This window comes from Arthrobacter sp. Y3221159, from assembly GCF_059089885.1.
This window is the reverse complement of record NZ_JBNHFC010000016.1, coordinates 22039-34550: the sequence shown is the minus strand read 5'-3', so window position 1 is coordinate 34550 and position 12512 is coordinate 22039. Positions and strand designations below refer to the sequence as shown.

Sequence of the window (12512 nt, the reverse complement as noted above, 5' to 3'; positions counted from 1 at the left end):
CTAGAGCAGCCCGCTTCCGGTCCGGGCAAGGACGTGTCCGCGGCTGCCGGAGAGCCGGAACCACCGGCCGGCGCGGTACAGCTTCTGGTCGCCGTCCGCGAGGAAACCCAGGGCGAGGGCTGCGAAGGCGGCCCCCGCCGGCAGCCCGGACCCGTCCAGCTCCCTGCCCCAGACGGCGGCCCTCGCGTTGTTCACGATCATCGCGCCCGGCTTGTCCGGCACGATCCCGGCCACCTCGGTGATCCCCGCCTCGGCTGCTTCCCGCAGGGATGCATCGCTTCGCGCACCCAGCAGCTCCCAGCCGCCGCGGGGCGCGCCCACGCCCGTCCAGGACTCGGTGACGGTGGTGGGCGGAACCGGCAGCTCGACGTCGTCCTCCCCGGCCCTGGCCAGGCGGTCCAGCACAGCCGACAACGTCACTGTGACGTCCGTTTCCGACGGCGCTGCCAGCGCCATGGTGCGCAGCCCCAGGATGGTGGGGGTGGATTCACCCAGCAGGCGGGGCCGCAGCACGCACACGTACGCAGCGAGGACGGTGCCCGCGGCCTGCAGCCGGATGGCGCCGTCGTCGATCGCTTTGGCGCGCGTGGCGTAGGTCTTCAGGTCGGCAAGATCGCGGGGATCAGCGAAGCGGAAGGACGAGGTGAGGAGATCAGACACACCAAGAACACTACCGGCTGGACCGCGGTTGAGCAGTGCGGGGGCGCCGTCTAGAGTCAAACCATGACTGAAGCCGAAGCCGGACTCCTGGCGCCGCCGAACGGTGACCCCACGTTGTCGCTGATCAAACTGCTTGACCTGGGCCAGCTGGAGGGAGCCCGGACGGACGAGGATATCTTCCTTGGGCCATCACAGCAGCAGCCCCACCACCGGGTGTTCGGGGGCCAGGTCCTGGCACAGTCACTCATCGCATCCATCCGCACGGTGGACCCGGAGCGGTATGTCCATTCCATGCACGGGTACTTCCTGCGGCCCGGCGATGCCAACAAGCCCATCACGTTCGGAGTGCAGCGCCTCCGGGACGGCCGTTCCTTTTCCGCCCGCCGGGTCCACGCCTACCAGGACGGAGTGCCCATCCTGTCGATGATCGCGTCCTTCCAGGGCGATGACGAGGGCGTCGAGCACGAGTCGGTTATGCCCGCCGGGATCCCGGACCCCGAGTCCCTGCCCTCCACCGCTGACCTGCTGGGCAAGTTCGACAACCCTGTGGCGCGGCACTACGCCTACGAACGGCCTTTCGATATCCGGCACGTGGATCCGCCGCTGTACATCTCTGCCAAAGGCGACCGGGAAGCCCGCAACGCCGTATGGATGAAGACGTTCGGGCCCATGCCGGACAACGCCAACCTGCACAGGGCGGCCCTCGCCTACGCCAGCGACTACACGCTCCTCGAGTCCATCCTGCGCCGGCACGGCCTGAGCTGGATGACGCCGGGAATGAACGTCGCCAGCCTTGACCACGCGATGTGGTGGCACCGGCCCGCCCGCGTTGACGAATGGCTGCTCTACGTCCAGGAGTCACCCAGTGCGCAGGGCGCCCGCGGGCTGGCCACCGGCAAGATCTTCAACCAGGCCGGGCAGCACGTTGCCTCGGTGGCGCAGGAGGGCATGGTCCGGGTTCCCACGGATGTGAAGAGCAAGGTGGTGGGGGCTTTCCAGTCCAAGGTCCTGGAGCACCAGATCCGCAAAGCCGGCCGGGACTAACAGGCGCGACGATACGCAGGAGGCCGGCATCCCAACGGATGCCGGCCTCTTTTGCGCCTGACTCTTAGTCGCGGGTCAGGCGGCGGTGGGTCACTCGGTGCGGCTTGGCGGCATCGGGGCCCAGGCGTTCCACTTTGTTCTCCTCGTAGGATTCGAAGTTGCCCTCGAACCAGTACCACTTGGAGGGGTTTTCGTCGTCACCTTCGTAGGCCAGGATGTGCGTGGCCACCCGGTCCAGGAACCAGCGGTCGTGGGATACGACGACGGCGCAGCCCGGGAACTCGAGCAGCGCGTTCTCCAGGCTGCTGAGGGTTTCGACGTCGAGGTCGTTGGTGGGCTCGTCGAGGAGCAGCAGGTTTCCGCCCTGCTTGAGGGTCAGCGCGAGGTTCAGCCGGTTGCGCTCACCGCCGGAGAGTACGCCTGCCTTCTTCTGCTGGTCCGGACCCTTGAAGCCGAAAGCGGCCACGTAGGCGCGGGACGGCATTTCCACCTGTCCCACCTGGATGAAGTCGAGTCCGTCGGACACAACCTCCCACAGCGTCTTGTTGGGGTCGATGCCGCCGCGGCTCTGGTCCGCGTAGGAGATCTTGACGGAGTCACCGATCTTGAGGTCGCCGCCGTCGAGCGGCTCCAGGCCCACGATGGTCTTGAACAGGGTGGTCTTGCCCACGCCGTTGGGTCCAATGACGCCGACAATGCCGTTGCGCGGCAGGCTGAAGGACAGTCCGTCGATGAGCACCCGGTCCTCGAAGCCCTTCTGGAGGTTCTTGGCCTCCAGCACCAGGCCGCCCAGGCGGGGTCCCGGCGGAATCTGGATCTCTTCGAAGTCAAGCTTGCGGGTACGGTCGGCCTCAGCAGCCATTTCCTCGTAGCGGGCGAGGCGGGCCTTCGACTTGGTCTGCCGGCCCTTCGCGTTGGAGCGGACCCACTCGAGTTCCTCGGCCAGGCGCTTGGCCTGCTTGGCGTCCTTCTTGCCTTGAATCTCCAGGCGGGCGCGCTTCTTCTCCAGGTAGGTGGAGTAGTTGCCCTCGTAGGGGTACAGGTGGCCGCGGTCCACCTCTGCGATCCATTCCGCCACGTGGTCGAGGAAGTAACGGTCGTGGGTCACGGCCAGGACGGCGCCCGGGTAGCTGGACAGGTGCTGTTCGAGCCACAGCACGCTTTCAGCGTCCAGGTGGTTGGTGGGCTCGTCGAGGAGCAGGAGGTCCGGCTTCTGGAGGAGAAGCTTGCACAGGGCGACGCGGCGGCGCTCACCACCGGAGAGGTTGGTGACGTCAGCGTCGGCGGGCGGGCAGCGGAGGGCGTCCATCGCCTGTTCGAGCTGGGAATCCAGGTCCCAGGCGTCGGCGGCATCGATGGCTTCCTGGAGCTTGCCCATCTCCTCGAGGAGGGTGTCATAGTCAGCGTCCGGGCTGGCCATTTCCTCGGAGATCTCGTTGAAGCGCTGGATCTTGCCGTAGATCTCGCCCACGCCTTCCTGGACGTTGCCCAGGACGGTCTTCTCTTCGTTCAGCGGGGGTTCCTGCAACAGGATGCCCACACTGTAGCCGGGGCTGAGCCGGGCCTCGCCGTTCGAGGGGGTGTCCAGTCCGGCCATGATCTTGAGGATGGTGGACTTACCGGCACCGTTCGGGCCTACAACGCCAATCTTGGCGCCAGGGAAGAACGACATGCTTACGTCGTCAAGAATGAGCTTTTCGCCAACGGCTTTTCGGGCCTTGGTCATTGTGTAGATAAATTCCGCCATGGTTCCAAATCTAGTGGGTTGGCGGGCTTAACTCATATTTGCGGCAGACTCAGGAGCCGACGAAGCACTTGCCGTTCGCCAGCACGGGCAGGACGGTGACCGTCACTGCCCCTTCCCTGACCTGGCCGATGACGCAGTCCTTGCCTTGCAGCACCGCCGCTTCGATGGCATCCGCCTCCAGGCCGGTGGGGGTACGGCTCTGGGAGACCTGAAGGACCGCGGGTGCGATGCCGGCGCCGGTCAGGGCGTCAGTCACCTGGGCGGTGGCCGGCTTGGGCGCCGCCGACGCGAGCTGGGTCAGCACGGTGGTGACGGTCTGCTTGACTGTTTCGGTGGCCACAGCTTCGGGATTGGCTGAGGGCGTTGCCGAGGTGTCCGCGAGCGCCTGGCCGCCTGCTCCGCTGTCTCCGGCGGGAGCAGTTTGCACAGTTGACTCTTCATTGCCGGTGGCGGGCCCGGCAGATTCAGTGGGGGAGCCGGACGTACATGCGGACAGCAGGACCAGGACCGCCGCGGCTGCAACGATGCGAAGCGGCAGCGAGCTGAAGCGGAAGGAGGCTGAGGGAGCAGCTGGTGAGCCGCCGGCCCAGTTAATCTGCCGGTGGTCAGGGATAAGCCGCATGCTGTCATTCTGCCACGGGCTGCCTGGCCGGGTTTGCAGCCTGGGCGGACAGGGCGCGGCCGGGGGGTGCCGGTACCCTGCCCGCCCAGGAACCTGGTGGGCGCGTTGATGGGGATAGCTAGACTCCTGATTCGGCGAGCTCCCCCGTTTCCAGATTGAGTGGTACAAGGTTGCCGTCGCCGTCCTCCACGTAGCTAGCGGCAGGATCACCGCCATCCACGTCTTCGTCCCCATCATCGGGTTCGTCGAGCGGGCCATCCGGGTCAATGCTGTGTGCCGGTCCGGGAGGGTTCCCGTGCTCTACAAGCGAGAGCGCCGGCTTCGTGGAAGAACGGGTGAAGTTGGCCGTGCCCCACATGAGGTCATGACCCACGGCATCGGCATCGATGGTGTGTGAATAGTAGACCCTGCCGTCCCTTTCCCAGCTGCGGATCTTGAGCTTTCCTACCACGATGACGGGCTGGCCCTTCCTGATGCTGCAGCCGATGCTGCCCGCAAGGTGCCGGTAGCCCTGGACCAGGAACCAGTTCGTGTGGCTGTCAGACCAGACGCCGGTTTCCCTGTCACGCCGACGGGTGGTGGAAGCTATGCGGAAGGAGGCAGTGGCTGTTCCCCCCGGCGTGGTGCCGCTTGTGATCTCGGTGGCAACAAAGCCCCGGATCGTAATGGTGTCGCTCATCTCTTCGTCCTGTCGTCAATGGTGGTGCCCTAGCAGGCAAGACCAGCTTGCCGCCGGCGCGAGGACAGGACGAGGGCAGGCAGCTCCTATGTGGACAACCCTGCCTTCGCACCGCCTGTAGAGGGGAAGTCGGCCACGCCGGGACCGACCGGCGCCACGGGCAGTCCCGGCAATGTAAACTTTTCGAGGCGCCAGAGTTCAGCTCCGGACGCACCCGCCTCAGTAGCTCAGGGGATAGAGCAGCGGCCTTCTAATCCGCCGGTCGGGGGTTCGATTCCCTCCTGGGGCACGCCAGATGACGCCTTCGGTTCCCGGAACCGGGGGCGTCGTGCGTTAAGCAGCACATCAGGATTGCAGCAGGTGCGGCGCCTCGATCAGTGAGCGGACAACGCTGCCGGCAGCGCCGAGGAGCGCCCCTGACTCCCCAACGACCGAAAGGGTCACCTGCTCAGGGGAGAACCTGCCGGGGGCGTACGTGCCGAGGCTTGCCAGCAGCGGTGCCCGCAGCCACGGATCGAGCAAGGCGAAGTGGCCGCCGAGCACCACGGAGCCGATGTTCACTACCCGGGTGGTCGAAGCCAGTGCCACACCGAGATACAGGCCTGCACGGTCCACGGCCGTCGACGCCGCGGGTTCGTCCGCCTCCAGCGCCTGCACCAGCAGGGCCATCGACGCAGACCGCGTCCGGGTATCGGCTGCGATACCCGCGGCGGCAAGGATCGCGTCCTGGCCGGCCACCGTTTCCAGGCACCCGGTTCCCCCGCAGGAGCAGCGGGTACCGTCGGGTTCCACCACCACGTGCCCCACTTCCCCGGCATGTCCCTCCGGGCCCGTGAACAGCTCGGAACCGATGACCAGCCCGCCACCGACACCAACTTCGCCGGAAACAAACAGGAAGTCGGAGCCGTCCTTTGGCCGGTGCCTTACCTCGGCCAGGGCTGCTGCGTTGGCTTCGTTGAAAAGCGCCACGCCCAGGGGCGCGTCCGGCAGCACCACGCCGGGGTCCAGGGACACGTTCGTCCACCCAAGGTTTGGTGCGGTCAGGATGTGTGCCGCAGCGGGGTCCACGAGACCGGGCACCGCGAGCCCTCCACCCAGAACCTCGACCCCGCGCTTCGCCGCCGCCCGAACCGTTCCGGCCAGGTCCGCCAGCGCCGCCAGCACAGGCCCTGTACCCGCGGACCGGTTGTCCTGCTCCCGCACTTCATGGACCAGGAGGTTTCCACTCAGGTCAACCAGCCCCGCCGCAATGTAGTCGACGTTGATCTCCATGCCCAGGACAGCGCGGGCGGGATTGAGTTCAAGGCCGACGCCGGGGCGTCCACGTCCTTGCTGGCTTTGCCCCGCTTCGTGGAGGAGCCCCGCGTCCAACAGGTCCAGGACGAGGCTTGACACCGACGCCTTGGTCAACCCAGTGGCAGTGGCGAGCTGGGCCCGGCTGGGCCGGACACCGGCCGGCGCCTTGGCAATAGCCCCCAGCACCAGCGCCGTATTGCTCCGGCGCACGTCTCCCATGCTGCCGGGCGCGCCAGCCCCGGTTGCAGGCAAAGCGGATGCCGTTGCCACGGAACCTCCTCGAAAATTTTTCTCCGGCAGGGGGCCGGACCTCTTGACCCCAGCCTACGGCGCTGCATATAGTTTAGGCAATGAACTAATTGCCGCGCTACTGCGGCACGAGTGCAAGGACGGATCAATGCCCCTCTCCCCCACCCCCGCCGACAAGTTCACCTTTGGCCTCTGGACCGTTGGCTGGACCGGTGCGGACCCGTTCGGCGTCGCCACCCGCGCCGCCCTTGACCCGGTGGAAGCCGTCCACCGCCTCAGTGAGCTCGGCGCCTACGGCATCACCTTCCATGACAATGACCTGATTCCCTTCGAAGCCACCGCTTCAGAGCGGGACCTGATCCTGAAGAACTTCCGGGCAGCACTGGCAGAAACCGGCCTGAAGGTGCCCATGGTCACCACCAACCTGTTCAGCCACCCGGTTTTCAAGGACGGCGGCTTCACCTCCAACGACCGTTCCATCCGCCGCTTCGCCCTGTCCAAAGTCCTGCGCAACATCGACCTCGCCGCCGAATTCGGCGCCGAAACGTTCGTCATGTGGGGCGGCCGCGAGGGCAGCGAATATGACGGCTCCAAGGACCTTTCCGCCGCCCTGGACCGCATGAAGGAAGGCGTGGACACCGCCGCCGCCTACATCAAGGACAAGGGCTACAACCTGCGCATCGCGCTTGAGCCCAAGCCCAACGAGCCCCGCGGCGACATCTTCCTGCCCACCGTCGGGCACGGACTGGCGTTCATCGCCCAGCTCGAGCACGGCGACATCGTGGGCCTGAACCCCGAGACCGGGCACGAACAGATGGCCGGGCTGAACTTCACCCACGGCATCGCGCAGGCCCTCTGGGCCGGCAAGCTCTTCCACATCGACCTCAACGGCCAGCGCGGCATCAAGTACGACCAGGACCTTGTCTTCGGCCATGGCGACCTCACCAGCGCCTTCTTCACCGTGGACCTGCTCGAGAACGGCTTCCCGGGCGGCGGACCCAAGTACGACGGCCCGCGCCACTTCGACTACAAGCCGTCCCGCACTGACGGCTACGACGGCGTCTGGGAGTCAGCCAAGGCCAACATGGCCACGTACCTGCTCCTCAAGGAACGTGCCACCGCCTTCCGCGCAGACTCCGAGGTCCAGGAAGCCCTCGCGGCCTCCGGTGTCTTCGAACTCGGCGAAGCCACACTTGCCCAGGGCGAAACCGCCGCGGACCTCCTCAAGGACGCCGCCGCGTTCGAGGATTTCGACGCCGACAAGGCCGCCGAGCGTTCCTTCGCCTTCGTCCGGCTGAACCAGCTCGCCATCGAACACGTCCTGGGCTCCCGCTAGGCCATGGCCCTCGTAGCAGGCATCGACAGCTCCACCCAGTCCTGCAAGGTGGTGATCCGCGACGCGGACACCGGAGCGCTGGTACGGCAGGGACGTGCCGCCCATCCGGACGGCTCCGAAGTCCACCCGGAGCACTGGTGGACAGCACTCGAGGAAGCCATCGCCCGGGCGGGCGGGCTTAACGATGTTGCCGCGGTCTCCGTGGGAGGCCAGCAGCACGGCATGGTCTGCCTGGACAGCGGCGGGGAGGTGGTCCGCCCCGCCCTGCTCTGGAACGACACCCGCAGCGCCGGAGCCGCCGCTGACCTGATCAAGACGGCGGGCGACGGCGACACTGCCGCCGGCGCCCGCTACTGGGCAGAAACCACCGGTACGGTGCCGGTAGCCTCGCTGACCCTGACCAAGCTGCACTGGCTGGCGGAGAACGAACCGGAAAACGCCACCAGGGTGGCCGCCGTCTGCCTTCCGCACGACTGGCTGTCCTGGCGGCTGATGGGCTACGGCCCCGGCAGCGGCGAGGAAGGGCTGAAGGCCCTGGCCACCGACCGTTCCGACGCCTCGGGAACGGGGTACTACTCAACGGCGGAGGGCCGCTACCTGCCGGAGGTCCTGGCAGCCTCGCTCGGCCGCGTGCCGGTGCTGCCCAGGGTCCTCGGCCCGCTCGAAGCGGCAGGCCGGACTCCACAGGGTGCCCTCGTCGCAGCCGGCGCCGGGGACAACGCTGCGGCTGCCCTCGGCACCGGGGCACGGCTGGGTGACGCCGTGATGTCGCTGGGCACCTCCGGCACGGTCTTTGCCATCTCGGAAACACCGGCAGCGGACCCCTCCGGGCTGGTTGCCGGCTTCGCCGACGCCGCAGGGCACTACCTGCCGCTGGTCTGCACCCTGAACGCAACGCGCGTTTTCGACGCCACAGCTGCGCTGCTGGGAGTGGACCTGCCGGAGTTCAACCGGCTGGCACTGTCCGCGGCACCCGGAGCGGGCGGCCTGACCCTGGTTCCCTACTTCGACGGCGAGCGCACACCCAACCTGCCGGACGCCACCGGATCGCTGCATGGCATCACCCGCGCGAACTACACGCCGGCGAACATGGCACGCGCCGCCGTCGAGGGCGTTGTCTGCTCACTGGCCGACGGGCTTGCTGCACTGCAGGGCCAGGGGGTCTCGGCCCGGCAGGTCCTGCTGGTGGGCGGCGGAGCCCAGTCTGGCGCGGTGCAGGAGGTTGCACCGCAGCTGCTGGGACTTGATGTTGTGCTGCCGCAGCCGGGCGAATATGTTGCCGACGGCGCCGCCCGCCAGGCCGCGGCGGCACTGGCGGGACGCTACCCGGAATGGGCGGCAGACGCCGTCGTCCTTCCCGCGGGCAAGGACGACGGCGGTGTGCTGGCCCGTTACCGCAGTTGCGCGGCACTGTACGCCTGACCTCCACCCAAAAGAAGACCCGGACCGCGCCGTATGCGCGGTCCGGGTCTTTTCTGTGGGGCGCAGGCTCCTGCCGTGACGTAGCAGGAGCCCGCGGTCTATCCAGGCATCCGGACTGTGTCAGGCGTACGGGAGGACAAGCTCCGCGTAGCGCTCCTTCACCGTGGACAGGACGATGTTGCCGTCCGTGTCCCAGATTTCCTGGTTAAAAATTTCCACTTCGATGTCTCCGGTGTAGCCGGCATCGCGCACCCAGGTGCCGATGGTGGCGAAGTCCACCACGCCGTCGCCCATGTATCCGCGGGAGAGCAGCGGATCGGCGGCGATGGGCATGTTGAAATCGCACACCTGGTAGGAGGCGATCCGGTTCTCGCGGCCGGCGCGTTCGATCTGCGCCTTCAGTTCCGGATCCCACCAGACATGGAAGGTGTCGACGGCGACGCCCACCGTGGAGGGGTCGAACGGGGCGGCGAGGTCCAGGGCCTGGCCGAGGGTGGAGATCAGCGCACGGTCCGCGGCGTACATCGGGTGCAGCGGCTCCAGCACCAGGCGGACACCGTTCTCCTCAGCGAACGGGACGAGGTCGGCAAGGCGGTCTGCCACGCGCTGGCGCGCGGCCACCACGTCCTTCTCCTCCGGTGCCAGCCCGCCCACCACGAGGAACAGCTCCCTGGTGTCCAGGGCAACGGCTTCCAGGATGGCGGCCCGGTTGTCCGCGAGGGCGGCAGCCTGGCCTTCGGCATCGGCAGCGGTGAGGAAGCCGCCCCGGCACAGGGAGGAAACCCGCAGGCCCGCGTCCTTGATCAGGCGTGCGGCCTTGTCCAGGCCAGCCTCCTCCACGCGGTCCCGCCAGGGGCCGATGGCGGGAATGCCGGCGTTGACGCAGCCCTCAACGACCTGGGCGAGGGTCCACTTCTTGGTGGTGGCGCTGTTGATGGACAGGCGCGAGAAATCACTCATACTCCCACCCCGTTGATGCGCAGGTAATCAGACATCCGGAAGGCGGCCAGGGCGGGGTCTTTCAGCAGGCCCGCCTGGTCTGCCAGTTCAAAGGTCTTGGCCAGGTGGCAGACGGACCGTCCGGAGTGCAGGCCGCCCACCATCTGGAAGCCGGGTTGCTTGCCGTTGAGCCACGACATGAACGCGATGCCGGTCTTGTAGTAGAACGTCGGGGCGCTGAAGATGTGCTTGCCCAGCTCGCGGGTGGAGTCCAGGATTTCGCGCGCCCTGGCAGCGTTTCCGGCGTCGTAGTTCTGCAGGGCCACCGAGGCGGCCGGATAGATGGCCGCGAAGATGCCCAGCAGCGCGTCCGAGTGGTGGCTGCCGTCGCCGTCGATGAGCTCCGGGTAGTTGAAGTCGTCACCGGTGTAGAGGCGGACACCTTCGGGCAGGGCCGCGCGCAGGGCCACCTCGTGGCTGGCGTCCAGCAGCGAGACCTTCACGCCGTCGACCTTGTCCGCGTTGTCCTTGATGAGGTTCAGGAACGTTTCGGTTGCGGCAGGCACATCGTTGGAGCCCCAGTAGCCGGCGAGCGCGGGGTCGAACATGGTTCCCAGCCAGTGCAGGATGACGGGCTGGTCCACTTCCTGCAGCAGGGCGGAGTACACGTTCACGTAGTCCTCGGGGCCGGCGGCCACCTTGGCCAGCGCCCGCGATGCCATGAGGATGACCTTGGGTCCGGCTTCGGTGATCACCGCGATCTGCTCGCGGTAGGCAGCGAGGACAGCCTTGATGCCCGCGTCCCCGGCCGGCAGGGAGTCAATGTCCAGCTGGTCGGTGCCGGCGCCGCACGCCACGAGATCGCGCACGGACTTGCCGGCGGTTGCTGCGTTGCCTGCCGAGACCACTGAGGCGGCTTCCACGCCGGTGCACTTGATGAGCTGCTGGGTGGCTGCCCAGTCCAGGCCCATGCCGCGCTGGGCGGTGTCCATGGCATCGGCAACGCCGAGGCCGTAGGACCACAGCTCGTGCCGGTAGGCCATGGTGGCATCCCAGTCGAGCCGGGCCGGAGCCCCGGGGGTGTTGTCGGCAAGGACTTCGGGAATGACGTGCGCTGCGGCGTAAGCACGCCGGGCCGTCAGCGGAGCGGTGGGGCGGGCCCACGTGGTGGCAGCCTGGAGGCGGTACTCGCGGGTGCCGCCGTCGGAGGAGGGAAGGATGAGCGAGGTCATTAGAGGGTGATCTCCGGGATGTCGAGGGTGCGGCGTTCCTCATTGGACTGCAGGCCGAGCTCGGCGAGCTGGACGCCGCGGGCGGCGGAGAGCAGGCCGAAGCGGTGTTCGCGGCCGGCGACGACGTCGCGGAGGAATTCTTCCCACTGCAGCTTGAAGCCGTTGTCCAGTTCGGCGTTGGCCGGGACTTCCTGCCACTGGTCACGGAAGGATTCGGTGACGGGCAGGTCCGGGTTCCAGACGGGCTTGGGGGTGTGGGCGCGCTGCTGGGCGACGCACTTGTTCAGGCCGGCGACGGCTGAACCGTGCGTGCCGTCCACCTGGAACTCCACCAGTTCGTCACGGTAGACCCGGACGGCCCAGGAGGAGTTGATCTGGCCGATGACCTCGTCGCCGCCCGGGGTTTCCAACTCGAAGATGCCGTAGGAGGCGTCGTCCGCGGTGGCCTTGTATTCCTTGCCGGCCTCGTCCCAGCGGGCAGGGATGTGGGTGGCGGTCTTGGCGTTGACGCTCTTGACCTTGCCGATGATGCCTTCCAGGACGTAGTTCCAGTGGCAGAACATGTCCGTGGTCATTCCGCCGCCGTCTTCCTTGCGGTAGTTCCAGGACGGGCGCTGGGCGGCCTGGATGTCTCCTTCAAAGACCCAGTAGCCGAATTCGCCGCGGATGGAGAGGATGCGGCCGAAGAAGCCTTCGTCCACGAGGCGGCGGAGCTTGACGAGGCCGGGCAGGTACAGCTTGTCGTGGACGACGCCGGCCGTGACGCCTGCTTCCTTGCCGATGCGGGCCAGTTCAATGGCTTCCTCGAGGGTTTCCGCGGTGGGCTTTTCGGTGAAGATGTGCTTGCCCGCCTGCATTGCGTTCTTCAGGGTGGCGGCGCGGAGGCTGGTCATGGACGCGTCGAAGACAACATCCACGGTGGGGTCGTTGATGACGGCGTCGAGGTCGGTGCTCCACTCGGCAACCTTGTGCTTCTCGGCAAGCTCGCGGATCTTGGCCTCGTTGCGTCCCACCAGGATGGGCTCCACCTGGACCCGGGTACCGTCCTCCAGTGTGAAGCCGCCGGCGTCACGGATGGGAAGGATGGACCGCAGCAGGTGCTGGCGGTAGCCCATCCGGCCGGTGATGCCGTTCATGGCGATGCGGATCGTTTTCGTTTCGAAGCCCATGTGTCCTCCACGGTGAGTGAGCGTTTTACTCAAGTCCTGTTGGGAAAGCGCATTCCCACTTCCTCAATGATGCACGCCAATGCGCGCATTGGCAAGCGCTTTCCGCTTGGAACTTTC

11 protein-coding genes and 1 tRNA gene are annotated in these 12512 nt (G+C 67.1%); 4 read left to right on the top strand and 8 right to left on the bottom strand.

All coding sequences use genetic code 11. The features are described from left to right. Complete coding sequence (locus AC5RT3_RS15870) at nucleotides 1-660, bottom strand: DUF8185 domain-containing protein (protein ID WP_494050637.1); 660 nt, start codon at nucleotides 658-660, stop codon at nucleotides 1-3. Between the two features lie 63 nt (nucleotides 661-723). Here AC5RT3_RS15870 and AC5RT3_RS15865 point away from each other — a divergent pair, with 63 nt between their 5' ends. Continuing rightward, nucleotides 724-1704 (top strand): acyl-CoA thioesterase, encoded by a 981-nt coding sequence (locus tag AC5RT3_RS15865; RefSeq protein WP_494050638.1) that lies wholly within the window; start codon nucleotides 724-726, stop codon nucleotides 1702-1704. A gap of 64 nt (nucleotides 1705-1768) precedes the next feature. On the opposite strand, the gene ettA is transcribed toward AC5RT3_RS15865, so the two are convergent. The 3 genes from ettA to AC5RT3_RS15850 form a co-directional block, all read right to left on the bottom strand. Beyond that, nucleotides 1769-3451 (bottom strand): energy-dependent translational throttle protein EttA, encoded by a 1683-nt coding sequence (gene ettA, locus AC5RT3_RS15860; protein ID WP_494050639.1) that lies wholly within the window; start codon nucleotides 3449-3451, stop codon nucleotides 1769-1771. 49 nt (nucleotides 3452-3500) lie between these two features. Beyond that, entirely contained in the window at nucleotides 3501-4073 is a 573-nt protein-coding gene (locus tag AC5RT3_RS15855; protein ID WP_494124639.1) for a DUF6993 domain-containing protein, read from the bottom strand. 118 nt (nucleotides 4074-4191) lie between these two features. After that, the gene (locus AC5RT3_RS15850; protein ID WP_494124638.1) at nucleotides 4192-4752 is read right to left on the bottom strand and encodes a single-stranded DNA-binding protein; all 561 of its coding nucleotides are present in this window, start codon (nucleotides 4750-4752) and stop codon (nucleotides 4192-4194) included. Nucleotides 4753-4968: 216 nt separating this feature from the next. Here AC5RT3_RS15850 and AC5RT3_RS15845 point away from each other — a divergent pair. Next, nucleotides 4969-5041, top strand: a tRNA-Arg gene (locus AC5RT3_RS15845). 56 nt (nucleotides 5042-5097) lie between these two features. Here the strand turns inward: AC5RT3_RS15845 and AC5RT3_RS15840 are convergent. Then, nucleotides 5098-6267, bottom strand: a complete 1170-nt coding sequence (locus AC5RT3_RS15840; protein WP_494103390.1) for an ROK family protein — start codon at nucleotides 6265-6267, stop codon at nucleotides 5098-5100. 178 nt (nucleotides 6268-6445) lie between these two features. Here AC5RT3_RS15840 and xylA point away from each other — a divergent pair, with 178 nt between their 5' ends. Both xylA and xylB read left to right on the top strand, forming a co-directional pair. Beyond that, the gene (xylA, locus tag AC5RT3_RS15835) at nucleotides 6446-7633 is read left to right on the top strand and encodes a xylose isomerase (protein WP_494124637.1); all 1188 of its coding nucleotides are present in this window, start codon (nucleotides 6446-6448) and stop codon (nucleotides 7631-7633) included. Nucleotides 7634-7636: 3 nt separating this feature from the next. Continuing rightward, nucleotides 7637-9055, top strand: coding sequence for a xylulokinase (gene xylB, locus AC5RT3_RS15830; protein ID WP_494124636.1), 1419 nt, complete (start codon nucleotides 7637-7639; stop codon nucleotides 9053-9055). Nucleotides 9056-9175: 120 nt separating this feature from the next. Here xylB and AC5RT3_RS15825 read toward each other — a convergent pair whose 3' ends face one another. From AC5RT3_RS15825 to AC5RT3_RS15815, 3 genes are read right to left on the bottom strand one after another with little or no spacing between them, the layout of a single operon-like run. After that, the gene (locus AC5RT3_RS15825) at nucleotides 9176-10015 is read right to left on the bottom strand and encodes a sugar phosphate isomerase/epimerase family protein (RefSeq protein ID WP_494124635.1); all 840 of its coding nucleotides are present in this window, start codon (nucleotides 10013-10015) and stop codon (nucleotides 9176-9178) included. Then, the gene (locus AC5RT3_RS15820) at nucleotides 10012-11226 is read right to left on the bottom strand and encodes a dihydrodipicolinate synthase family protein (RefSeq protein WP_494050645.1); all 1215 of its coding nucleotides are present in this window, start codon (nucleotides 11224-11226) and stop codon (nucleotides 10012-10014) included. Before AC5RT3_RS15820 ends, AC5RT3_RS15825 begins: the two co-directional genes overlap by 4 nt. After that, nucleotides 11226-12395: a Gfo/Idh/MocA family protein gene (locus AC5RT3_RS15815; RefSeq protein ID WP_494124634.1), complete on the bottom strand. Its 1170-nt coding sequence runs from the start codon at nucleotides 12393-12395 to the stop codon at nucleotides 11226-11228. The genes AC5RT3_RS15820 and AC5RT3_RS15815 overlap by 1 nt, the downstream gene beginning before the upstream one ends. Between the last annotated feature and the right edge of the window lie 117 nt (nucleotides 12396-12512).

Coding starts and splice junctions, on each gene's coding strand:
- AC5RT3_RS15865 (WP_494050638.1), top strand. CDS start 724: ATGACTGAAGCCGAAGCCGGACTCCTGGCGCCGCCGAACGGTGACCCC.
- ettA (WP_494050639.1), bottom strand. CDS start 3,451: ATGGCGGAATTTATCTACACAATGACCAAGGCCCGAAAAGCCGTTGGC.
- AC5RT3_RS15855 (WP_494124639.1), bottom strand. CDS start 4,073: ATGCGGCTTATCCCTGACCACCGGCAGATTAACTGGGCCGGCGGCTCA.
- AC5RT3_RS15850 (WP_494124638.1), bottom strand. CDS start 4,752: ATGAGCGACACCATTACGATCCGGGGCTTTGTTGCCACCGAGATCACA.
- AC5RT3_RS15840 (WP_494103390.1), bottom strand. CDS start 6,267: ATGGGAGACGTGCGCCGGAGCAATACGGCGCTGGTGCTGGGGGCTATT.
- xylA (WP_494124637.1), top strand. CDS start 6,446: ATGCCCCTCTCCCCCACCCCCGCCGACAAGTTCACCTTTGGCCTCTGG.
- xylB (WP_494124636.1), top strand. CDS start 7,637: ATGGCCCTCGTAGCAGGCATCGACAGCTCCACCCAGTCCTGCAAGGTG.
- AC5RT3_RS15825 (WP_494124635.1), bottom strand. CDS start 10,015: ATGAGTGATTTCTCGCGCCTGTCCATCAACAGCGCCACCACCAAGAAG.
- AC5RT3_RS15820 (WP_494050645.1), bottom strand. CDS start 11,226: ATGACCTCGCTCATCCTTCCCTCCTCCGACGGCGGCACCCGCGAGTAC.
- AC5RT3_RS15815 (WP_494124634.1), bottom strand. CDS start 12,395: ATGGGCTTCGAAACGAAAACGATCCGCATCGCCATGAACGGCATCACC.